Raw genomic sequence first — 21,475 nt, 5'->3', positions numbered from 1 at the left:
TGAAGTCCGAAGACCGAAGATGGAAGACGAAACAACGAAAAATGAATATACTTGACAAAATCGTTCTACGAAAAAAAGAAGAAGTTGCCTTAGCAAAACAACAGGTAAGTGTAAAGGATTTGGAAAGCAATCCAGTTTTTGGAAGAGCACCTTATCATTTTAAAGATTTTCTATTAGCAGAAGAAAGAACGGGCATTATAGCTGAATTTAAGCGAAAATCACCTTCAAAAGGATTGATCAATGGCGATGTTAGCGTAGAAGAAGTAACGCAGCAGTACAATATGGCTGGCGCTTCTGCCTTATCAGTTTTAACGGATCGTGATTTTTTTGGTGGCAGTGCGGAAGACTTGAAAGCTGCAAGAAATCTAAATAACATACCTATTCTACGTAAGGATTTTATTGTAGATGAATACCAGATATTGGAAGCCAAATCCTGGGGGGCAGATATTATCTTACTGATTGCAGCCATTTTAACGCCTCAACAAATTGCAGCTTACGGAGCATTGGCGCAAAACTTAGGTTTAAATGTACTGCTTGAGGTACATAATGTCGAAGAATTGGAAAGAAGCCTTTGTCCTTATGTAAATGCAGTAGGGGTTAATAATCGTAACCTTACTAATTTTACAGTTGATATCCGTACATCTTTTGATCTGGTAGATAAAATCCCAAATGATTTTCTAAAGATTTCAGAAAGTGCCATTAGCAATCCTCAAACCATTAAAGAATTAAAGGAAGTAGGTTTTCAGGGCTTTTTAATTGGAGAAAATTTTATGAAATCAGAAAATCCCGGAGAAGCAATGCAAGAATTTGTAGCGCATTATAATGCGCTACAAGATTAAGAGTCGAATTTTACACACTCTTTCAATTCTTTCTCGGTATAAGATAAACCGTATTGTTTAAGCACCTCATCAGGTACGCCATTCCATTGGTTTGGCGTATTACCTGCATAACCTATATCGGCCACGCCAATCTCTGAAGTATAAAATCCAGAAGCGGTTAAGTTGCGCATACGGTTAAAAAAAGCCACGCCCTGGCTCATTTCGAATTTTGCTTTATTAGGATAAGCAATCAAATCAACCATCTCAATCTGTTGTTTGGCATCACATTCCCTAAAAGCCTTACCATATCTGCTTAAGCACTGCATATCTAACCAGCGTAAGCCGCCACGCATAGGCACTTGATGCGAAGGCATATCTTTTACAATAAATTCTATAAAATCAGGAACCTTAGCATCTGTAGCGCTGCCACTTACTTCGTCTTTAGGAATAATGATATCAACCAGAATGGTAATGGTAGCCATTTCCTCTTTGGTAAAGAATTTATCTTGTGCTAAAAGCTGCTTTTCGCGCTCCAATTCCTCTTTAGCCCTGTCGTAGGTAAACTCAGGATCGTTGGTTTTGGCATCTTTTTTATCTGAAGGTTTGCAGCCTTCGGCAATTACACCTGCCGATATGGCCCCGATACCTAAAATTTTTAGTGATTCACGTCTGTTCATGGGTTACAAGTTTTGTTTTTTCATTTCAGAAACAATGTATTCGCTGGCACGCATAGCCAAAGCCAAAATGGTCCATGTAATGTTCTTATCAGCTTGCGAAGTAAATGCAGCACCATCCATTACAAATAAGTTTTTGCAATCGTGTGCCTGATTATATTTATTCAGGGCAGAAGTTTTAGGATCATTACCCATACGGGCGGTTCCTGCTTCATGGATAATTTTTCCAGGCGATTCTAAGCCATAGTTGTTTTCTTTGTTGTAATCGCCTCCCCAAGTAACAATGGCGCCCATATTGTGCATCATCTCATCAAAAGTTTCTTTCATGTGCTTGGCCTGCAAAATTTCATGCTCACTCCATTTCACATTGAACTTTAATACCGGAATACCGTATTTATCAACTACACTAGGGTCTATTTCACAGCGATTATCATATAACGGAATAGCTTCTCCACGACCTGCCATACCTACGCTTGCGCCATAAAAAAAGCGGTAATCTTCTTTTAATGATTTGCCATATCCTCCGGCTTCTTTCTGCGTACCACGAACAGCAAACTTGCCATTCATACCTTCAATGCCACCCCCAAAACCGTAGGCTGGTTGCCCCATACCGCCCCAATACTCAATATGGTAACCACGAGGAAAGTCTAATTTCTTGTTATCTAACCACCAAGGTGAGTAAACGTGCATACCGCCAACCCCATCTTCATTGTATCGTTTACGGTCAAAAAGCTGCGGTAGTACACCACCCATGCTTGCCCCGGTTGAATCATGTAGATAACGGCCAACCACATCGCTGCTATTTGCCAATCCGTTAGGGTGTCTTTTTGATTTTGAGTTCAATAAAAGGCGAGAACTTTCGCAGGCACTGGCAGCTAAAATTACGGTACGGCCCGTAACCTGATATTCCATCATATCATCTTTGTTGATGTATGATACGCCTGTAGCTAACCCTTCATCGTTGGTTAAAACCTCACGTACCATGGCATTGGCCACAATATCGATGTTACCGGTAGCTAAGGCCGGATAGATCAGCACGTTTGTTGAAGAGAAATCGGCTTTTGCCATACTACAATTACGGTTACATTGCCCGCAAAAAAAGCATACGCCTCTATCATCATTTAGTTTCTGTGTTAAGATAGATAACCTCGATGGAATTACCCTAACACCCGAAGTTGCCGCTGCCTTTTTGATAAATAATTCATGCAAACGGGGTTTGGGAGGAGGAAGAAAAAAACCATCTGGATCATTTTCAAGTCCTTCATTTGTTCCAAAGATACCAATCAACTTATCAACCCTATCGTAAAAAGGCTTAACATCCTCATAACCTATAGGCCAGTCTTCGCCTAAACCATCAATACTTTTACGTTTAAAATCTTTTGGACCAAAGCGCAATGATATGCGCCCCCAGTGGTTGGTGCGGCCACCTAACATCCTTGCACGCCACCAGTCCCATTCGGTTCCGGGCGCTTTGGTATAAGGTTCGCCCTCAACATCCCAGCCGTAATAACAAGCATCAAAATCGCCAAAAGGCCTGAATTTTGTACTGGCTCCGCGACGTGGAGATTCCCAGGGATTTTTTAATTGTGTAATATTTTTTTGAGGATCGTACATGGCTCCGGCCTCAAGTAAACATACTTTTAAGCCTGCTTTGGCAAGGGTATATGCAGCCATACCACCGCCAGCACCAGATCCTACAATCACTGCATCATATTTTTTGCTTTGCTTTTTAATTTCCATTTAGGTTATGGTGATTTATTTGGTCGATTTAAGGTAGAATTTTTTTGCCGATATGCAAAAAGGTATTTATTAACAGCTTTATTCAGAGTTTATTGCAGTTAAAGTATGGTATGTGATTAAAGGTATTGAACGGTAGCGTAAATAATTTGTAAGGAGTTGCAAACCACAGGTATAAATCTGTTGAAAAGGGTATGGATTTTGTATCTTTGTGAAATTAGATGGGAAAACAGAAATTTTATGATACCGCTCCTAAAAAAGAACGGGTAGTTTTAGTTGGCGTGGCTTTACCCGGTGAGCGTGCCGAACAGACCAAGGAATATTTAGAGGAATTGGATTTTCTGGTTCAGACCGCAGGCGGTTTGGTAGAAAAGACTTTTGTTCAGAGAATGCAAAAACCAGATCGGGCTACTTTTGTAGGAACCGGAAAGCTGGAAGAGATACAAGCTTACGTAAAAGCAGAAGAGATAGACATTGTGGTGTTTGATGATGAGCTTTCGCCTTCTCAGTTGCGTAATATCGAAAGAGAATTACAGGTTAAAATTTTAGACAGAAGCAACCTGATATTAGACATTTTTGCAGGAAGAGCCCAAACCGCTCAGGCAAAAACACAGGTTGAGCTGGCTCAGTTACAATATTTATTACCGCGTTTAACCCGTATGTGGACCCACCTTGAACGTCAAAAGGGTGGTATAGGTATGCGTGGTCCGGGTGAAAGCCAGATTGAGAGTGATAGAAGGATGATTTTAGAAAAGATCACTCTACTTAAAGACAGGCTTAAGCTGATAGACCGACAAAATGAAACCCAGCGTAAAAACCGCGGACAATTAATTCGTGTGGCTTTAGTGGGTTATACCAACGTAGGTAAATCTACGATTATGAACATGCTTTCAAAATCTGAAGTATTTGCCGAGAACAAATTGTTTGCAACCTTAGATACCACAGTTAGGAAAGTTGTGATAGAAAATCTTCCTTTTCTGCTTTCTGATACGGTTGGTTTTATCAGGAAATTACCCCATCACTTGGTTGAATGCTTTAAATCTACGTTAGATGAAGTAAGAGAAGCAGATATATTGATTCATGTGGTAGATGTTTCGCATCCTAACTTTGAGGACCAGATCCATACGGTAAATGAAACCTTAAAAGATCTGGGCGCCCGTGATAAAGAAACCATCATGCTGTTCAATAAAATAGATGCTTACGTTTCTCCTGAGGTTGAAGAAACAGGTGAGGAGCCTGAGGCACCGTTAACACTTGAGGATTTTAAACGGAGTTGGATGGCACATGAAAATACTCCTGCCTTGTTTATTTCGGCTACCCAGAAAGAGAACATAGAAGAGTTTAAGCAATTGTTGTATGATAAGGTAAAAGCCATGCACATACAACGTTATCCATACGATAAATTGCTATATTAGTAAATACAGTTTAAACACCAGTTGCCTTAGCGACTATAGAAATAAGATAATGGAGAGTAAAAGACAACAAAAATTTGCAGGACTGTTACAGGAAGAACTGGCTGCAATTTTTCAGAGAGAAGGATCAGCATATTTACCCAATACTTTAGTAACCATTACCAAGGTTCGTGTTTCACCAGATTTAGCCGTTGCAAAAGTATATTTAAGCTTTTTAAATACAGATAATACCCGTTTATCAGTAGCTACGGTTAATGCGCATGCTAACGAGATCAGGTATAAATTAGGCGCTCGCATTCGTCATCAGGCCAGGACCATTCCTACCTTGAGTTTTTTTGTTGACGATACCAATGAATACGTAGAGCGTATGGACCAAATTTTTGATAAAATCGCAAAAGAACGCAAAGAGAGCGGTAACGATGAATAAATATATTCGGGAGCCCGGAAACTTTTTTACTCATCTTGTTCCTGCCGTTCTTGCCTTTCCCGGTTTGTTGATGCTTTTAAATAAAGCAGACAACAGCCTGGCATTAACTGCTGCTTATATTTATGGTTTTGCCATTATTACTGTTTTTGGCCTAAGTGCAATATACCATAGCGTACCCAAAACAGAATACGGCATAAGGATGTGGCAAAAATTTGATCATTGCTGCATTTATATTATGATAGCAGGTTCATTTATGCCCACCACATTGCTTGTTTTTGAGGGATGGATACGCTGGTTCTTGTTTGCCTTGGTTTGGGGGATTGCCTTAATGGGTTGCCTTTTAAAGATCTTTAATAGACTTAAAAGTAAAGCGCTTTCTAATGCCCTGTATATTTTAATGGGCTGCCTTATTATTCCTTTTATGAGCAAAATGATTGGCTATGTACCACTGGCAGGCTTTTTCTGGCTATTTTTGGGTGGCGTTTTTTACATAGGCGGTACTTACTACTATGCCAAAGACCAACCTTTGCATAAATATCTGCATAGCCATGAATTGTGGCATCTGTTTGTAAATATGGGTGCTTTATCTCATTTTGTGTACAATTACGTTTATGTTTTTAAAGGGTTGTAAGAAATGATTTTTATTATAACTTGTTGTTTTTGAATATTTTATGTTAAATTTAAGTTATAGACCAACTAAATACTATAGCTTATGTTTGAAAAAATAGCACAGTTCCCCAATCCATTGGAACTGATTATGGATCCCGCCTCCATAATTGTAATTTCTATTTTTCTGTTCTTAATCATAGCAGAAGAACTCAGGCCCGGAAGAAGATTACCAAATGTTAAAAACTGGAAGATTAAGGGTATTTTTGCCTTTATCATTTATTTTTTTCTCTCTTCTTATTTACCCTTGTTTTGGAACGAATATTTAGCTCAATACAGGGTGTTCGACTTTACTTTTTTAGGAAATTATTGGGGAGCTTTAGTCGCTTTATTGTTATATGAGCTGGGAGTGTATATCTGGCATCGTAGCATGCATAAAAGTAATTTGCTATGGAGGGTTTTTCACCAAATGCATCATAGTGCTGAAAGGGTTGATGCTTATGGGGCATTTTACTTTAGTCCTATGGATATGATTGGTTTTACGGCGTTAACAAGTTTGGCAATGGTATGGATTGGGGGTTTTACCGCAGAGGCTACAATTTATGCAATTTACGGAGCTACTTTTTTAGCGGTAATTCAGCACGCTAATGTTAAAACACCCCAATGGATGGGTTATATCTTTCAGCGGCCAGAATCACATTCGCTTCATCATGCAAAGGATATACATGCGCATAATTATTCTGATCTGCCTTTGTTTGATATCATATTTAGAACATTTAAAAACCCTAAAGACTTTACCTTAGAAACCGGCTTTTATCCGGGTGCTTCAGCCAGAGTAAAAGAAATGGTATTATTTAAAAATATACATCCGGGTGTAAGCAATGAACCATTGCATGATCCTAGCTAATATTGGATGTTTTTTTCTTGAAAAGAATTTATGAATTAAAATATCGCAGGTTTGTAAGAAATTGTTTAAGATTTTAAGTTTGTAAAATATAAGCTCCTTAAAGCTTATACATTATTGAACCAACATGCGCAAACTTTTTCTTGTATTTGCTTTTTTAGATGCTATATCTCTGATTTTTTTAGGGATGCAGCTTTGGCAAATTTCTTCCGATTTTTCAAAAATTACCCTGTTATCCGAAAAAATATCATCGGTTTTAATGTTTCCGATGTTTGCGTTGATTGCATACTGTGTATATGCCCAGATTAAGGCAAAAAAGATAGCCGCAGTATGGTATTATGTACAGTTTCCTTTCAGGTTATACTTATGGATTTTCAGTATAGGTTTTATCTCTCTTATTCCTGAAGCCATAGGTTTATTTGAAGATAAATGGTTTGATATCACTTTAAAAACCTGTATCATGTTTGAGTTTATTAGGCTTTACCTTACCATACGCAATCATAAAAAACTGAGCTGAAAAATAGTCTGGTAATTTTGGCTATAAAATTGCTTTTGCAAAGGACCGTAATGGAGCGGTTATAGTATAATTTTAAATCAAATGAAAAGAATTGTTTTTTTATTGATGGTCATTGTTGGCTTGCAGTCATGCGCTTCTATCTTAGGTTCGGTAAATGTATCAGGTACCAACTGGACTTTAACACAATGGACAGATCATACTCTACCGGCTAAAGCTCAGGCTACTTTAAATTTCAGTACAGATAACAGAGTATCTGGGAGGGCATTTTGTAATACTTATGGTGGCGGATTTGCACTAATAGGCTATAATATTACATTTACCCAGATGTTCAGTACTAAAATGATGTGCGAAGATGTGATCAAATACGAAACCGATTACCTTAAAGATCTTGAAAAAGTTACCAGTATCAGAACAGAGAACGGAAAGCTGATGCTATACGCAGGAGAAAGGTTGCTGATGTCTTTTTCTAAGTCTTAATTGTAACAATGATCTTCAGATTACCTCCCGATGAAATTGTTTTCCCTGATCCTTCATTAGCTGAAGAAGATGGATTACTGGCTATAGGAGGTGATCTGAGCATAGAAAGATTATTACTGGCATATGAAAATGGGATCTTCCCCTGGTACAGTGAGGAAGATCCTATTCTTTGGTTCTCGCCACATGAGCGTTGTGTGATTTATCCTGATAAGGTTAAGATCAGCAAGAGCATGAAAAAAGTTATACAATTGGGTGCATTTAAGGTTTCTGTTAATCAGAATTTTAAACAGGTAATTAAACATTGTGCAGTTACACCCCGTAAAGACCAGCCCGGGACCTGGATCACAACTGAAATGCAGGAAGCCTATATCAAATTGCACAACAAAGGTTTTGCGCATAGTATTGAAGTATGGCAAGAAGAGAAATTAGTTGGCGGTTTGTATGGCGTAAGAATAAATCGGGTATTTTGCGGAGAAAGTATGTTCAGTCTTGTGCCCAATGCATCTAAAATGGCACTCATTTATTTATGCAAAAGTTTAGACTTTGATTTGATAGATTGTCAGTTACCTAATGAACATTTATTAAGTATGGGCGCTGAAATGATAGATCGTGAAGTCTATATGAGCTTTATCAAAGGCTTAGTTAAGTAACTCCCTGATATCATCTTTGCTCAAAGATTTAAAGAAACTTTCTTCTGTGGTAATCAGCGAGCTGGCCAGCGTTTTTTTTCTGTTCTGTAAAGCCAGTATTTTCTCTTCTACGGTATCTTTAGCTATAAACTTGTAGATAAATACCTTTTTTTGCTGCCCTATACGATGTGTACGGTCAACGGCTTGTTGTTCTACGGCAGGGTTCCACCATGGGTCTAAAATGAAGACATAATCTGCCTGAGTAAGATTTAATCCTACACCTCCGGCTTTAATTGAAATCAGGAACACCTTTAAATTTTCGTTTTCCTGAAATTCAGAAACGATTTGCCCACGGTTGTGGGTTGCGCCATCTAAATAAGCAAAATCAATCTTTTGTTCAGTCAGGTATCTTTTAAAGATTTCGAGATGCTTTACAAATTGTGAAAACACCAGTACTTTATGTCCGCCTTTGAGCACATTGTTTAAGGTATGGATTACATTTTCGAACTTGCCCGAGTCTGAAGTGTACATTTCATCAATCATTGAAGGATGGTTAGCCAATTGCCTCAAAGCAGTAAGTCCCTGCAAAATCTGGATTTGTTTTTTGGCATAAGTGCCGTTATCCATGCTGTTTAAAAGATCGTTGCGGTAAGCCGATTTTGTTTTTTCATAATAAGCGGCCTGGTCTTCGCTCATGTCGCAGTAAAAGATCTGTTCGGTTTTTGGTGGAAGTTCGGCAGCAACCTGCTCTTTGGTACGCCTTAAGATAAAAGGTTTGATAATAGCCTGTAGTTTCCTAGCCTTTTCTTCATCTTTTTTCTTTTCAATGGCCTGTACATATTCTTCTGTAAAATAAGCCTGAGTTCCCAATAAACCCGGGTTTAAAAAGGTAAGTTGTGTCCACAGATCACTTACCGAGTTTTCTACAGGGGTACCGCTTAAAACCAATTTATGTCTCGATTTTAATGCCCTCACCGCTTTGAAAGATTTTGAAGAAGCATTTTTAATGTTCTGGCTTTCATCCAGAATAATATAGTTGAAATAAAAGCTTTGCAGCAGATCAACATCTACACGGGTTATGCCATAGGTGGTAATTACAATGTCAAATCGATCAAAATGGCTTACATCTTTATTGCGGTTAGAACCGGTATGCGCTAAGATTTTTAATGCCGGAGTAAACTTCCTGGCCTCATTTTGCCAGTTATAAATCAAAGAAGTAGGCATAATAATCAGCGAAGTGCCGCGAGTGCCGCTCTTTTCATTTTCCTCCTTAAGTTTTTGCAACATGGCCAAAGTCTGTATGGTTTTACCCAAACCCATGTCGTCGGCTAAACAGCCGCCAAAATTATATTCACGTAAAAAACTGAACCAATTGTAGCCGGCTTTTTGGTAATGGCGTAATTCGCCTTTAAAGCCTTCTGGCATAGAAAAGTCGCCAATTTCTTCAAAATCGGTGAGTTTTTGCAGTTTGCGGTCTAAAGTTACATGTGCTATACTATCTTCGGCCAGATCATTGATCAGTCCAATATGATGTTTCTTAAGCTTAATCTCGTTCTGGTTAGATGATAAACTAAATAAGCTATTGTATTGGGTAAACCATTTTTCTGGAATAACGGCAATTTCTCCATCTGGTAGAATAAATTCTCTCTTTTTATGAAGGATGTGGTTCTTTAAAGAAATAAAAGGAATGGGATGCACACCAAAATAAACAATGGCATTGATATCGAACCAGTCGTTATCTTCCTTGATTTCAAAATTGATCTTGTTATTGCCAAAAACAAAGCGTTTCTGACTACTTGCCTGCTCAATCTCAAAACCACTTTCTTTTAGGGTTTCTATATTTTCGTTTACCCAGTTAATGATTCCGTAAGAAGCATTACCTTCTTCGGCAGAAACCGGTAGTTCTAAATTATAAAACAGCGCACTTACTTTTTTAAGCCCTAAATGCTGTAAGAAGAGGTATTTTTCTTTTTCCCAGTCCAGATTGCGCTTTATGCGTGTAAAAGTATAATCATCAGCGTTTTTAGACAGCTTAACGGTAACCTTGGTATCGCTGCCTGCGGCAAAAGCATATTCGCCATATTTAAAATACAGTTGCACCTGCGATACACCACCTTCTATATAGATGATTTTTAAGGTTGCCTTAGGCTCATGCTTTTCTGTTTTGATGTCAAAACCTTCTGCATATACATGGTACTTTTCTATTAAAGGAGCTACAAACTTTTCAAAGTACGTTTCTTCTGTAGCTTTAGGTATGGTAATGTACCGTTTATTTAAGAAAGGCATCAGTTTCTTGCCTTCCATGCTTTGCTCAAAGAAATAAAGAACATCGCTGAGCAAAAGCCAGCCCGGTTGGTTACAAACTACCTGTGCATCTTTAAACATAAAATCGATACGCATACCCTGGTATTTTATGGTAGGGAAATAGCGGGTCTCGGTTTCATTACGTCTGAAATGGAACAATACAGTAGCTGCTTCTGTAGCAATCTCAATTTTGCGTTCGGCAGGCCATCCGTCTTTGTCCATAAGGTATAAACCGCCTTTGTGTTTTAAGATATCCAGCACTTCGGCCAGTTTCTTTTCAATTTTAGGTCTTACGGTTTCGTAAAATTTCTCATCGTAAAACTTGCTGAAAAACTCAAAAGGACGAATGGTCTTTTTATGGTATTTCTTAATGATAAAATCCTGTTCGGTTTCATCGAGCAGTTTGATCAGCTTAAAATCAGTTTCATCCAAGTGTTTGTTAAACTCTTTGGCGGTGTGTGTAAAAAGGCGTTGGTAAGTTAATGATAAATCGCCGTGAGGATTTAATTGTACGATATGAGGCTCAATAAGATAGCCGAAATAGTCGTGTTTACATAACGAATATACAATCTGGCATGGAAGTGAGCTATTTACGCGTAACATTTTAAATCGGTTAAAAACAATTTAAGCTAACTGATAAAAAATTTTAAACTTACGGCAATTCTCCTGCTTAATCAAATAATGATTGATAAATGTTGCATTCTTCTCGAAAATGAGGTGTAATCTCCACTTCTTTTTATAGAATTCATAGAAAATACATGATCGACGAAATTTTCGTCGAAAAAATTAAGGCGTTGGTCTATGCTTGTTTTGATGTGGTATAAAACAAGCTTTCATCATGAAACCTTTTTAAAAAATCACTGTCTTATCTACAAAACAAATTAACTGATAAAATACAGATATACAAACCCTTAAAAATATTTTAATTATGAAAACTTTTATCACAACATTAATTACCGCAAGCATTTTTTCGGTAATCGGATTAAACAGCACATATGCTGCAGACAGTTCAAATGAAAAAGCAGTAACTACTTTGAACGACTTAAAAAACATTAAAAAAATTGTAGCCAATGGTAATGTAGAAATTTTACTGTTACAAGCCCCAACAGAATCGGTAAAAGTGTATGATAGCTATTATACTAAGAATGCTTTAGTACAACAACAAAACGGTGAGCTTAGAATTAGCTCATTTGAAAAAGAACCTTTAACGGTAGCTGTTTATGTTAAAAACATCAATACGATTGAAGCTTGTGGTAACGCTATCATAAAAACGGTTAACAAAGTGAGTTTTTTAGAACTTAACATCACACTTAAAGACAACGCTAAAGCCAATATCAATGCAAATACCGTTAGTTTATATACCAATGTAACAGACAAAGCAAGTATCACTTTAAGTGGAGCAGCAGAAACCTACTATGCAGAATTAGGAATGAAGGCTTCTCTTAACTTAGATAAATTTAAAGCAGAAATCAGTGACGTAAAATCTTTAGCTCCGGTATATGCTAAAAATGTAGCAAACAAAAAAACAACACTTAATGATCTGTTGATTGAAGATCCGTTTGCAAAATAAAACATACTTCCCCGTTTTGGGTCCATATATAAATGCAAAGAGGCTACTTTTTAAAGTAGCCTCTTCTTTTATTTACAGGTCAAATTTAATTCCCTGTGCTAAAGGCAATGTTGTTGAGTAGTTGATGGTGTTGGTTTGTCTGCGCATATAATTTCTCCAGGCATCAGAACCACTTTCTCTACCTCCACCGGTTTCTTTTTCACCGCCAAAAGCACCGCCTATTTCAGCACCAGATGTACCGATGTTTACGTTGGCGATACCGCAATCTGAACCCTGTGCAGATAAGAATTGCTCAGCTTCACGCAGGTTTAAGGTCATAATAGCCGAAGATAAACCTTGAGGCACGCCATTTTGCAAAGCAATGGCCTCGTCTAATTCTTTGTATTTGATCAAATATAAAATCGGCGCAAATGTTTCATGCTGAACAATTTCGTAATGATTTTCAACCTCTGCAATACATGGTTTTACATAACAGCCAGAACTGTAAGCATCTCCGCTTAATACACCACCTTCTACTACAAATTTTCCGCCTTCTGCTTTACATTTCTCTATAGAACTTAGATAAGCATTCACGGCATCCGTATCAATAAGAGGACCAACGTGGTTATGCTGATCTAAAGGATTGCCTATTCTTAATTGCCCGTAAGCTTTAACCAGTTTTGCTTTAAAGTTTTCATAAACACTTTCGTGAATAATTAAACGGCGGGTAGTTGTACAGCGTTGTCCGGCTGTACCTACGGCTCCAAAAACCGCTCCAATTAATGACATGTCTAAATCGGCATCTTTAGAGATGATAATGGCGTTGTTACCACCTAGCTCTAAAAGAGATTTACCCAAACGGCCGGCTACAGCAGCCGCCACGGCTTTACCCATTCTGGTAGAACCGGTAGCAGAAACCAAATCAACACGTTTATCGTTGCTCATTAATTCACCAATGTGGCGGTCGCCCGTTACAAGGCATGAAACACCTTCGTGAATATCATTAGCTTCAAATACCTCTTGTATAATATGTTGACATGCAATAGCGGTTAATGGTGTTTTCTCTGAAGGTTTCCACACGCAAACATTACCGCATACCCAGGCTAAAGCAGCGTTCCAGCTCCATACGGCAACCGGAAAGTTAAACGCCGAAATAATGCCTACCACACCTAGCGGATGCCATTGTTCGTACATACGGTGGCTTGGACGTTCGCTATGCATAGTCAATCCATAAAGCTGGCGTGATAAACCCACAGCGAAATCACATATATCAATCATTTCCTGCACTTCGCCAAATCCTTCCTGCAAACTTTTTCCCATTTCGTAAGAAACCAGGGTACCTAAGGCTTCCTTATTTTTTCTCAAAGCATCACCAAACTGGCGCACAATTTCACCTCGTTTTGGTGCAGGTACTTTACTCCAGTGTTTAAAAGCGCTTTGTGCAGTGGTAATTACATGATTGTACTCTTGTTCAGAAGCGGTATATACCGAAGCAATCTTTTTGCCGTCAACCGGCGACATGCTGTCGATCTGTTTTCCGTCGGTAGCCGGGCTCCATTTACTGCCTGTACTGTAAGATGGATTAAGGGAAGCAATACCCAATTGCTTTAAAATGGATTGAATATCTGGTATCATTATGTATTCTTGATTTTTAATTAACCTATTTACAAATCAACAAAAAATAGGAGGAAAAGCCAAACGGTAACCCCAAATAGTAAGAAACTGTTTAAAATCGGTAAGCTATTGGTTCAATCATAATTTGTGCAAAACATTAAATTTTGAATAAAGCTGTAACTTTGACTAAAGTTAACTTGTCTTAAGTTTACCAAAAATACCTCATATGAAAATAAAATATCTTATAGCGGGAATACTCGCTTTCTTAACACTGGGTTCTACCAGTATTTATGCTCAGGATAACGAAGTCAACAAGGTTTACAGAGCCACACCAACCAAGATCAACGCTTTGGTACATACTAAACTGGATGTGAGCTTTGATTATGCCAAACGATATTTATACGGTAAGGCCTGGATAACCTTAAAGCCCTATTTTTACAATACCGATTCTTTAACGCTTGATGCCAAAGGCATGGATATTAAAGAAGTAGCTTTGGTAGGAGCAAAAACAAATACACCTTTAAAATATACTTATGATAACGAGCAGCTTTTTATTAAGTTAAACAAGAAGTATTTGAAAGATGAGAAATATACACTGTTTATTGCTTATACAGCCAAGCCTAATGAATTAAAAACCAAAGGTAGCGCTGCTATTACAGATGCTAAGGGCTTATATTTTATTAATCCTGATGGAACAGATAAAAACAAACCTGTCCAAATCTGGACTCAGGGAGAAACAGAAGCTTCATCTGCCTGGTTTCCAACCATAGATAAGCCGAATCAGAAAACTACTGCCGAAATTTCAATGACAGTCCCATCTAAATATGTTACACTTTCAAACGGTAAATTGCTTACCCAGAAAGTAAACACCAATGGCACAAGAACCGATACTTGGAAAATGGACTTACCTCATGCTCCATATCTGTTTATGATGGCGGTGGGCGATTTTAAAATAACTAAAGACAGCTGGAAAGGTAAGGAAGTAAGTTATTATTTAGAACCTAAATATGCGCCTTATGCCAAGCAGATTTTTGGCAAAACACCTAAAATGATTGAGTTTTTCAGCAATAAATTAGGTATAGATTATCCCTGGAACAAGTATTCGCAAATTGTGGTTAGAGATTACGTATCAGGGGCGATGGAAAATACTACGGCAACTTTACATGGAGAGCACGTACAACGTACTGCCCGTGAATTGTTAGATGGTGATGAGGAAGGCACTATTGCACACGAATTGTTTCATCAGTGGTTTGGCGATTATGTTACCGCAGAATCATGGTCTAATTTAACGGTTAATGAGAGCTTTGCCACAATTTCAGAGATCTTATGGAAAGGTCATGACGCAGGTAAAGATGCAGAAGATGAAGTGAGATATGAAAAACTAAGCAGTTATCTGCAATCTACGAAAAACGGAGAAAGCCCGGTGCTTGCCCGTTATTATTACAATGATAAAGAAGATATGTTTGATAATGTGAGTTATGCAAAAGGCTCTATTATTTTGTATGCTTTAAAAAATCAAATGGGAGATGATGCCTTTTTTAAGGGCTTAAATCTTTATTTAAGAAGCAATGCTTTTAAAACAGGAGAACCGCATCAGTTAAGGCTGGCTTTTGAAGAAGTAACCGGAAAAGACTGGGCGCCTTATTTTAACCAATGGTATTTTAACGGAGGCCACCCTGTATTAGACGTTAAATATGATTATACAGGAAGCAAAATTACGCTTCATGTAAAGCAAATACAGTCAGATAAGGTGCAGACTTTTATTCTGCCTTTAAAAGTAGATTTATATGTTGGAGGTGCAAAAATCAGAAAAGAGATTTTAATTGATGCCAGAGAGCAGACCTTTAGCTTTAATGTTGCAGCAAAACCCGACTTGATTGACTTAGACCCCGATAAAACTTTAGTTGGTGAGATAAAAAGAGATAAAACCTTGGCGGAATATGTTTTTCAATATAAAAATGCACCTTCATATGCTAATCGGATTGAAGCTTTAAAAGCTGCTGCACGTTCTTCAGAAAAAGAAGCAATAAATCTTCTTGTTTTGGGGTTGCAGGATCAGAATAGCAATTTAAGAGCATTGGCTGTTTCAGCTTTAAAATTAAATGACGAAACCGTAAAACAACTTGCTGCTGCAAAAATTGTACAACTGGCTAAGGCAGATAAAAGTTCTGCGGTAAGAGAAAAAGCCATTTTAACTTTGGCGAAATCAAAAGATCAGAGCTATCTGCCTTTGGCTAAAGAAGCGCTTAAAGATCAGTCTTATAAAGTAATAGGCGCTGGGGTTACCGCAATTAATGCCTATGAACCGGCAACGATAAACACCGTAATTAATGGCCTTGATGAAGACACAAGACTTCATATCCCAATTCAGGTAACTCAGGTTTATGCCGGTTTAGGCGATGATGCATATGCAGATTATTTTGTGCAGGTATTTGATGAGTCTAACATTAACAGACTGGCATCATTAATCGGTTCTTATATGGGTTATGTAGCCAAGAATAAGAATACACAGGTTATATCAAAAGTTACCAATTCGCTGGTGAAAAATATGGACAGAACCACTTTAACAAAATATGTGAGTGGACAAATGGTAGTAGGCTTTCAAAATCTTGAAAAAGCCAAAAATGCTGCTGCCGATAAAGAAACGAATAATGAATTAAAAGCAGAATTGCTAAAACAGGCCGCGATCTTTAAAGATGCTGCAGAGAAAATGAATAATAAAAACTAAGAATTAAGAGGGTGTTCAAATGATTACATTTCGACAAGCAATGTGACATCATTTGAACACCCTATATTTTTAATTACAGTTATCTTTCCGGCGGGTGTCGATGATATAAATGATCTTCCAGCCCTTATCAGTTTTTAACAGCTGAAAAGAATTTACTCCGCAATGGCTAAACTTTTCGCCAATATAAAACTTATAGCTGGTCCATACACTTGCCAGATTGGCATCAATTAAAATCTTGTCAAAAGTTATCCTTTCGTCAAATTTTTCAGGAAAAGGCTTTGCTATACTTTTAATAAAATCATCTACTCTTTCTGTTTTAACCTCCCCACGGCTTATCGTTTGCATAATAGGGCGTTCAGCAAAGGCATTTCTGATCATGGTGGTGTCTCTGTTGCGCATGCCATCAAAAAGTAGATTTATAGCAACCTTTACATTGCTCTCTTCATTTTGTGTTTGGGCATAGGTTTTGATATTAACAATTATACCGCATAACAAAACCAGTTTAAATAAAGCTCTCATCAAATAATAGTTTAGGGTTTTTGAATAAATATAAGTGATTTATGCCTAAAAGCATGTGTTGATAGGTTTTAAACATTATAGGTGTATAAAAAATAGGGCTTATAACCGTTTAATTGTGAGTGATTTGAGCTTTTTAAAGGTGTTGTGTGGAAAATTATTTTATGGGCTATTTTAATAAATAACGTAAACTTATAATGTTCAAGCTAGTATTAGGGTAGTTCTTTAAGTATTCAAAATTATGGAAGAAGAATTTGAATTTGATTATAATGAGGATGGTCAACACTCTGTTGAACGTTATGAAGAAATGATTCGTAACCAGGATCAGTATTTTTTTGATGCGCAGGCTTTTGAATATATTATAGACAATTACATTGAGAAAAACGATCCTGTTAAGGCGTTACAGGTAATAGATTTTGCCTTAAGCCAGCATCCTTTTGCAGCAGTTTTCCTGATTAAACAAGCTCAGTTACTTTTATTGACCAATCAGGTAGAAAGGGCTTTTAAAGCTTTGGAAAAAGCCGAGATGCTCGAACCGTCAGAGGCAGAGATCTATGTGCTTAGAGGAAACATCTATCATAATCAGGAGCGTTATGCAGAAGCTTTGGAAAATCTTGAAAAGGCCCTGCTTTTTGCCGAAACAACTGACGAGATCTTATTGCAGATAGCCTATGTTTACCAGAGCATGCACGATTATGAGCAGGCTATCGTGTACATTAAACGTAGTCTGGAGCAAAATATGGAGAATAAAGATGGTTTATATGAGCTGGCCTTTTGCTATGATATTTTAGATAAACAGGAAGAAAGTATCCAGTTTTATAAAGAATACATCGATAATGATCCTTATTCATATGCGGCCTGGTATAACCTGGCAAACTCTTACCATAAATTAGAATTGTATGAGAAAGCTATAGATGCATATGATTACGCCATACTGATCAAAGAAAACTTTGCTTCAGCTTATTTTAACAAAGGAAACGCTTTGGTTCAGTTAGAAAAATTTGAAGAAGCCATTGATGTTTATAAACAAACCTTTGAATATGAACCGCCCAATGCCGATACCTATTGTGCCATAGGAGAGTGCTATGAGAAGCTCGATAGAATGGATGAAGCCAGATCCTATTATAAAAAATCGGTGAAAATGGATTCAAAAATGGCCGATGCGTGGTTTGGCATAGGTGTTACCCTCAATGCAGAAGAACGTTATTTCGAATCATTGCATTTCTATAAAAAAGCACTGGATTTAGATGATGAAAATGCTGATTTCTGGTTTGCAATAGCCGATGCACATTATAAACTCGGGCAGATAGAAGAATCGATAGAGGCCTATTATAAAGTTTTAGAGTATAACCCTGTAGATGTAGAAGCATGGCTTGATTTCTCTACAGTGCTTTATGAACAGGGCAGATTGTTAGAAGCTTCTGAAACGATGGCAGAAGCCATTAAAAATAACCCAGATGCCGCAGAACTGTATTACAGAATGGTGGCCTATCTTTTTGCTTTGGGACAAACCCAGGAAGCAATGGCTTATCTGGAAACAGCTCTGGTAACCGATCCTGAGAAACACTATATTCTGTTTGAATATTTACCACAATTGCAACAAAACAGTGCAATTATTGACGTGATCAACAGATACATTAAATAGTTAACATTTTTAACCCTAATAAAACAGCAGAGTTTTTTAACTTTGCCAGCAATATGAATTTCAAATTAAATGACTTACCTGAGCGCTCTATAAAACCTCGTCAAAAAGGCCTTACCATGGTTATGGATAAGGGTCTGAGCTTAAGACAGGTAGAAGATTTTTTAGATGTTGCAGGTGTGCATACAGATATTGTGAAACTGGGATGGTCAACATCGCATGTTACACCACGTTTAAAAGAAAAACTGGAGCTTTACAGAAGTGCCGGCATTCCGACTTATTTTGGCGGAACGTTATTTGAAGCCTTTACCGTACGTAACCAGTTTGAAGATTACCAACGTGTTTTAGATGAATATGGAATGGAATATGCAGAGGTTTCGGATGGTTCTATGGATATAGAGCATGATATAAAATGTGATTATATCAGAAAATTATCTAAACAGGTTACCGTAATTTCTGAAGTGGGATCTAAAGATGCTACCAAGATATTTGCTCCTTACAAATGGATTAAGCTGATGCAGGCAGAAATAGAAGCCGGTTCTTGGAAGGTGATTGCAGAAGCCAGAGAAGGAGGAAATGTGGGTATTTATCGTGGTACCGGAGAAGTGAGGGAAGGTTTGGTAGATGAGATCTTAACACAGATACCAAGCGAAAGAATTATTTGGGAAGCGCCGCAAAAAGAGCAACAGGTTTGGTTTATTAAGTTGATAGGATCAAATGTAAACTTGGGTAATATCGCGCCGGCAGAGGTAATTCCTTTGGAAACCATACGTTTAGGGCTTAGAGGAGATACTTTTGATTTCTTTTTAGGCAAGTAGTTGTTGCTTATTCAATTTTGGCATTATGGCAGATATGAAAAGTTACGGCTTGATTGGATTTCCTTTATCACATTCGTTTTCAAAAAAGTACTTTACGCATAAATTTGAACAGGAGCAGATCAAAAACTGCAAGTATGAGCTGCATCCTATTGTGCGTGCAAGTGAAATAAGAGACCTTGTAGAATCTAATCAATCGCTTTGCGGATTAAATGTAACCATTCCTCATAAAGTAGAGGTAATGGCATATTTAAATGAATTAGATGAAGCGGCAAGCGAAATAGGGGCTGTAAATTGTATTACAATAGACAGAAACGGCGATAAACCCTTTTTAAAAGGCTACAATACAGATGCGTTTGGTTTTGCAGAGTCTTTAAAACCGCTTTTAAAAACCCATCATAAAAAAGCGTTGATTTTTGGCGATGGTGGTGCTGCACAGGCGGTTAAATATGTGCTTAAACAATTGGATATTCCCTATCTTACGGTAATAAGGCACGTAAAACCCGGAACTATTCTGTATTCTGGTATTACTCAGGAACTGTTAAAAGAATATACCATTTTGATCAATACCACCCCTTTGGGCATGTTGCCTAATTTAGATTCTTTTCCGCCTATACCTTATCAGTATCTGAATGAACAACATCTGGCTTATGATTTGGTTTACAATCCTGAAGAAACGGCTTTTTTAACTAAAGTTAAGGCACAGGGTGGAACCATAAAGAATGGCATGGAAATGTTAACTTTACAGGCAGAACGTTCATGGCAAATCTGGCAAAAATAAGATGAAGAAATTAACTTATATGTATGTGCTGTTTTTGTTAGCGCTGTTAGTTGGTGGCTGCGGCAGCGATCATGTAAGTACGCCAAAACCGAAAGGCTATTCACGTTTATATTTTCCTGATAAGCAATACCGCTTATATGATGCCGATGCACCTTACAGCTTTGAGTATCCTGTATATGCTACTTTAAGCAACGATAGAGATAAGAATGCACAGAAATGGTGGAAGAACCTGAATTTTACACAGTTTAATGGTGTTTTGCATCTTACCTATTATGAAAATTTTTCGGCCAAAGATTATAACGAAATGACCGAAAATGCAAGAGTTCTGGCTATGAAGCATACCATCAAGGCCGATTTGATCGATCAGAAACGGATCAATTATCCCGATAAAAAAGTTTACGGTATTTATTATTCCATTGAGGGCAATACCGCATCATCAGTACAATTCTTTCTTACAGATAGTCTGCACCATTATTTAAGAGGAGCTTTATATTTTAATGAACGCCCTCAATATGACTCCATACAGCCGGTTATTAATTTTATTAAACAAGATATAGATAAAATGATAGCCACATTTAAATGGAAGAAGTAAAATTTCTGAAGCCAGATACTCGATAATATAATGCCCAATCGTAATTCCTAAATCTAAAATTGTAAATCAAAATGATTAACCTAAAGCAATTCACTTTTAACCCCTATCAGGAAAACACTTATGTTTTATCTGATGAAACAGGAGAATGTGTAATTATAGACCCGGGAATGTATAATGGTACCGAACAAAACCAGCTAACTTCGTTTATTAAAGAGCATCAGCTTAAGCCGGTTTTGTTGCTCAATACCCATTGTCATATAGACCACGTATTTGGAAATAAGTTCGTGTTCGATAACTGGGGCTTAAAACCACAGTTTCATAAAGGAGAATTGAGTTTACTACAGGCCGTTCCAGGTTATGCTCCGCAAATGGGCATGCATTATGAACTCTCGCCTGATCCAGAAGTCTTTTTACCTGAAACAGGCAGTATAGCTTTTGGCAATAGCAAATTAGAGCTGATTTTTGCTCCGGGTCACTCACCTGCACATTTGTGCTTTTATGCCAAGGAAGAAAACTTTTTAATTGGCGGTGATGTATTATTTTACAGAAGTATAGGACGTACCGATCTGCCAGGCGGCAATTACCAGCAATTGATAGACAGTATAAAAACAAATCTGTTCATTTTACCTGATGATTGCGAGGTTTTCCCTGGACATGGACCAAGTACTACCATTGGTTTTGAAAAACAGAATAACCCTTTTTTGGTTTAAACAGCACTGGACATCATAAAGAA

20 protein-coding genes are annotated in these 21,475 nt (G+C 37.6%); 15 read left to right on the top strand and 5 right to left on the bottom strand.

Going from position 1 to position 21,475, the window contains the following annotated elements:
- The first annotated feature begins 41 nt into the window (after positions 1 to 41).
- A complete protein-coding gene (gene trpC, locus MMF97_RS02705) occupies positions 42 to 839 on the top strand; it encodes an indole-3-glycerol phosphate synthase TrpC (protein ID WP_243358919.1) in 798 nt (265 codons plus the stop codon).
- On the opposite strand, the gene MMF97_RS02700 is transcribed toward trpC, so the two are convergent.
- Entirely contained in the window at positions 836 to 1,495 is a 660-nt protein-coding gene (locus tag MMF97_RS02700) for a gluconate 2-dehydrogenase subunit 3 family protein (RefSeq protein ID WP_243358918.1), read from the bottom strand. The genes trpC and MMF97_RS02700 overlap by 4 nt on opposite strands.
- Positions 1,496 to 1,498: 3 nt before the next feature.
- The gene (locus MMF97_RS02695; RefSeq protein ID WP_243358915.1) at positions 1,499 to 3,232 is read right to left on the bottom strand and encodes a GMC oxidoreductase; all 1,734 of its coding nucleotides are present in this window, start codon (positions 3,230 to 3,232) and stop codon (positions 1,499 to 1,501) included.
- 218 nt (positions 3,233 to 3,450) lie between these two features.
- Between MMF97_RS02695 and hflX the strand changes: the two genes are divergently transcribed.
- The 7 genes from hflX (at position 3,451) to aat (ending at position 8,222) form a co-directional block, all read left to right on the top strand.
- Positions 3,451 to 4,644, top strand: a complete 1,194-nt coding sequence (gene hflX, locus MMF97_RS02690) for a GTPase HflX (RefSeq protein WP_243358914.1) — start codon at positions 3,451 to 3,453, stop codon at positions 4,642 to 4,644.
- A 49-nt stretch (positions 4,645 to 4,693) separates the two neighbouring features.
- The gene (rbfA, locus tag MMF97_RS02685; protein WP_243358913.1) at positions 4,694 to 5,068 is read left to right on the top strand and encodes a 30S ribosome-binding factor RbfA; all 375 of its coding nucleotides are present in this window, start codon (positions 4,694 to 4,696) and stop codon (positions 5,066 to 5,068) included.
- Positions 5,061 to 5,699, top strand: coding sequence for a PAQR family membrane homeostasis protein TrhA (gene trhA / locus MMF97_RS02680; protein WP_243358912.1), 639 nt, complete (start codon positions 5,061 to 5,063; stop codon positions 5,697 to 5,699). The genes rbfA and trhA overlap by 8 nt, the downstream gene beginning before the upstream one ends.
- An 81-nt stretch (positions 5,700 to 5,780) precedes the next feature.
- Entirely contained in the window at positions 5,781 to 6,581 is an 801-nt protein-coding gene (locus MMF97_RS02675) for a sterol desaturase family protein (RefSeq protein ID WP_243358910.1), read from the top strand.
- Between the two features lie 124 nt (positions 6,582 to 6,705).
- The gene (locus tag MMF97_RS02670) at positions 6,706 to 7,095 is read left to right on the top strand and encodes a hypothetical protein (RefSeq protein WP_243358909.1); all 390 of its coding nucleotides are present in this window, start codon (positions 6,706 to 6,708) and stop codon (positions 7,093 to 7,095) included.
- An 81-nt stretch (positions 7,096 to 7,176) separates the two neighbouring features.
- Positions 7,177 to 7,572 (top strand): META domain-containing protein, encoded by a 396-nt coding sequence (locus MMF97_RS02665; RefSeq protein WP_243358907.1) that lies wholly within the window; start codon positions 7,177 to 7,179, stop codon positions 7,570 to 7,572.
- Positions 7,573 to 7,580: 8 nt separating this feature from the next.
- Entirely contained in the window at positions 7,581 to 8,222 is a 642-nt protein-coding gene (gene aat, locus MMF97_RS02660; RefSeq protein ID WP_243358905.1) for a leucyl/phenylalanyl-tRNA--protein transferase, read from the top strand.
- Here the strand turns inward: aat and MMF97_RS02655 are convergent.
- Complete coding sequence (locus MMF97_RS02655; RefSeq protein WP_243358897.1) at positions 8,211 to 11,108, bottom strand: DEAD/DEAH box helicase; 2,898 nt, start codon at positions 11,106 to 11,108, stop codon at positions 8,211 to 8,213. The genes aat and MMF97_RS02655 overlap by 12 nt on opposite strands.
- A gap of 325 nt (positions 11,109 to 11,433) precedes the next feature.
- Between MMF97_RS02655 and MMF97_RS02650 the strand changes: the two genes are divergently transcribed.
- Positions 11,434 to 12,075, top strand: a complete 642-nt coding sequence (locus tag MMF97_RS02650) for a GIN domain-containing protein (RefSeq protein WP_243358895.1) — start codon at positions 11,434 to 11,436, stop codon at positions 12,073 to 12,075.
- Between the two features lie 72 nt (positions 12,076 to 12,147).
- Here the strand turns inward: MMF97_RS02650 and amaB are convergent, their stop codons facing one another.
- Positions 12,148 to 13,689, bottom strand: a complete 1,542-nt coding sequence (amaB, locus tag MMF97_RS02645) for an L-piperidine-6-carboxylate dehydrogenase (protein ID WP_243358893.1) — start codon at positions 13,687 to 13,689, stop codon at positions 12,148 to 12,150.
- Positions 13,690 to 13,894: 205 nt separating this feature from the next.
- Between amaB and MMF97_RS02640 the strand changes: the two genes are divergently transcribed.
- The gene (locus tag MMF97_RS02640; RefSeq protein WP_243358885.1) at positions 13,895 to 16,396 is read left to right on the top strand and encodes a M1 family metallopeptidase; all 2,502 of its coding nucleotides are present in this window, start codon (positions 13,895 to 13,897) and stop codon (positions 16,394 to 16,396) included.
- Between the two features lie 69 nt (positions 16,397 to 16,465).
- Here MMF97_RS02640 and MMF97_RS02635 read toward each other — a convergent pair whose 3' ends face one another.
- Positions 16,466 to 16,915, bottom strand: a complete 450-nt coding sequence (locus MMF97_RS02635) for a nuclear transport factor 2 family protein (RefSeq protein ID WP_243358883.1) — start codon at positions 16,913 to 16,915, stop codon at positions 16,466 to 16,468.
- Between the two features lie 238 nt (positions 16,916 to 17,153).
- On the opposite strand from MMF97_RS02635, the gene MMF97_RS02630 reads away from it, so the two are divergent.
- The 5 genes from MMF97_RS02630 to MMF97_RS02610 all read left to right on the top strand — a co-directional run bounded on the left by MMF97_RS02630 (position 17,154) and on the right by MMF97_RS02610 (position 21,452).
- A complete protein-coding gene (locus tag MMF97_RS02630) occupies positions 17,154 to 18,557 on the top strand; it encodes a tetratricopeptide repeat protein (RefSeq protein WP_243358881.1) in 1,404 nt (467 codons plus the stop codon).
- 53 nt (positions 18,558 to 18,610) lie between these two features.
- Positions 18,611 to 19,372 carry a phosphosulfolactate synthase gene (locus MMF97_RS02625; protein ID WP_243358878.1) on the top strand — a complete coding sequence of 254 codons (762 nt, stop codon included), beginning with the start codon at positions 18,611 to 18,613 and terminating at the stop codon, positions 19,370 to 19,372.
- 25 nt (positions 19,373 to 19,397) lie between these two features.
- Positions 19,398 to 20,150, top strand: coding sequence for a shikimate dehydrogenase family protein (locus MMF97_RS02620; protein WP_317228595.1), 753 nt, complete (start codon positions 19,398 to 19,400; stop codon positions 20,148 to 20,150).
- A 1-nt stretch (position 20,151) separates the two neighbouring features.
- Entirely contained in the window at positions 20,152 to 20,742 is a 591-nt protein-coding gene (gene gldD, locus MMF97_RS02615; RefSeq protein ID WP_243358875.1) for a gliding motility lipoprotein GldD, read from the top strand.
- 71 nt (positions 20,743 to 20,813) lie between these two features.
- On the top strand, positions 20,814 to 21,452 hold the full coding sequence (locus MMF97_RS02610) for an MBL fold metallo-hydrolase (protein WP_243358874.1): 639 nt from the start codon (positions 20,814 to 20,816) through the stop codon (positions 21,450 to 21,452).
- Positions 21,453 to 21,475: the final 23 nt, after the last annotated feature.

Origin of the sequence: Pedobacter montanisoli (genome assembly GCF_022809115.1) — a bacterium.
GTDB lineage: Bacteria > Bacteroidota > Bacteroidia > Sphingobacteriales > Sphingobacteriaceae > Pedobacter > Pedobacter montanisoli.
The sequence above is the reverse complement of the archived record's forward strand: the minus strand, read 5'-3'. Positions and strand labels throughout refer to the sequence as shown.

Coding starts and splice junctions, on each gene's coding strand:
- trpC (WP_243358919.1), top strand. CDS start 42: ATGAATATACTTGACAAAATCGTTCTACGAAAAAAAGAAGAAGTTGCC.
- MMF97_RS02700 (WP_243358918.1), bottom strand. CDS start 1,495: ATGAACAGACGTGAATCACTAAAAATTTTAGGTATCGGGGCCATATCG.
- MMF97_RS02695 (WP_243358915.1), bottom strand. CDS start 3,232: ATGGAAATTAAAAAGCAAAGCAAAAAATATGATGCAGTGATTGTAGGA.
- hflX (WP_243358914.1), top strand. CDS start 3,451: ATGGGAAAACAGAAATTTTATGATACCGCTCCTAAAAAAGAACGGGTA.
- rbfA (WP_243358913.1), top strand. CDS start 4,694: ATGGAGAGTAAAAGACAACAAAAATTTGCAGGACTGTTACAGGAAGAA.
- trhA (WP_243358912.1), top strand. CDS start 5,061: ATGAATAAATATATTCGGGAGCCCGGAAACTTTTTTACTCATCTTGTT.
- MMF97_RS02675 (WP_243358910.1), top strand. CDS start 5,781: ATGTTTGAAAAAATAGCACAGTTCCCCAATCCATTGGAACTGATTATG.
- MMF97_RS02670 (WP_243358909.1), top strand. CDS start 6,706: ATGCGCAAACTTTTTCTTGTATTTGCTTTTTTAGATGCTATATCTCTG.
- MMF97_RS02665 (WP_243358907.1), top strand. CDS start 7,177: ATGAAAAGAATTGTTTTTTTATTGATGGTCATTGTTGGCTTGCAGTCA.
- aat (WP_243358905.1), top strand. CDS start 7,581: ATGATCTTCAGATTACCTCCCGATGAAATTGTTTTCCCTGATCCTTCA.
- MMF97_RS02655 (WP_243358897.1), bottom strand. CDS start 11,108: ATGTTACGCGTAAATAGCTCACTTCCATGCCAGATTGTATATTCGTTA.
- MMF97_RS02650 (WP_243358895.1), top strand. CDS start 11,434: ATGAAAACTTTTATCACAACATTAATTACCGCAAGCATTTTTTCGGTA.
- amaB (WP_243358893.1), bottom strand. CDS start 13,689: ATGATACCAGATATTCAATCCATTTTAAAGCAATTGGGTATTGCTTCC.
- MMF97_RS02640 (WP_243358885.1), top strand. CDS start 13,895: ATGAAAATAAAATATCTTATAGCGGGAATACTCGCTTTCTTAACACTG.
- MMF97_RS02635 (WP_243358883.1), bottom strand. CDS start 16,915: ATGAGAGCTTTATTTAAACTGGTTTTGTTATGCGGTATAATTGTTAAT.
- MMF97_RS02630 (WP_243358881.1), top strand. CDS start 17,154: ATGGAAGAAGAATTTGAATTTGATTATAATGAGGATGGTCAACACTCT.
- MMF97_RS02625 (WP_243358878.1), top strand. CDS start 18,611: ATGAATTTCAAATTAAATGACTTACCTGAGCGCTCTATAAAACCTCGT.
- MMF97_RS02620 (WP_317228595.1), top strand. CDS start 19,398: ATGGCAGATATGAAAAGTTACGGCTTGATTGGATTTCCTTTATCACAT.
- gldD (WP_243358875.1), top strand. CDS start 20,152: ATGAAGAAATTAACTTATATGTATGTGCTGTTTTTGTTAGCGCTGTTA.
- MMF97_RS02610 (WP_243358874.1), top strand. CDS start 20,814: ATGATTAACCTAAAGCAATTCACTTTTAACCCCTATCAGGAAAACACT.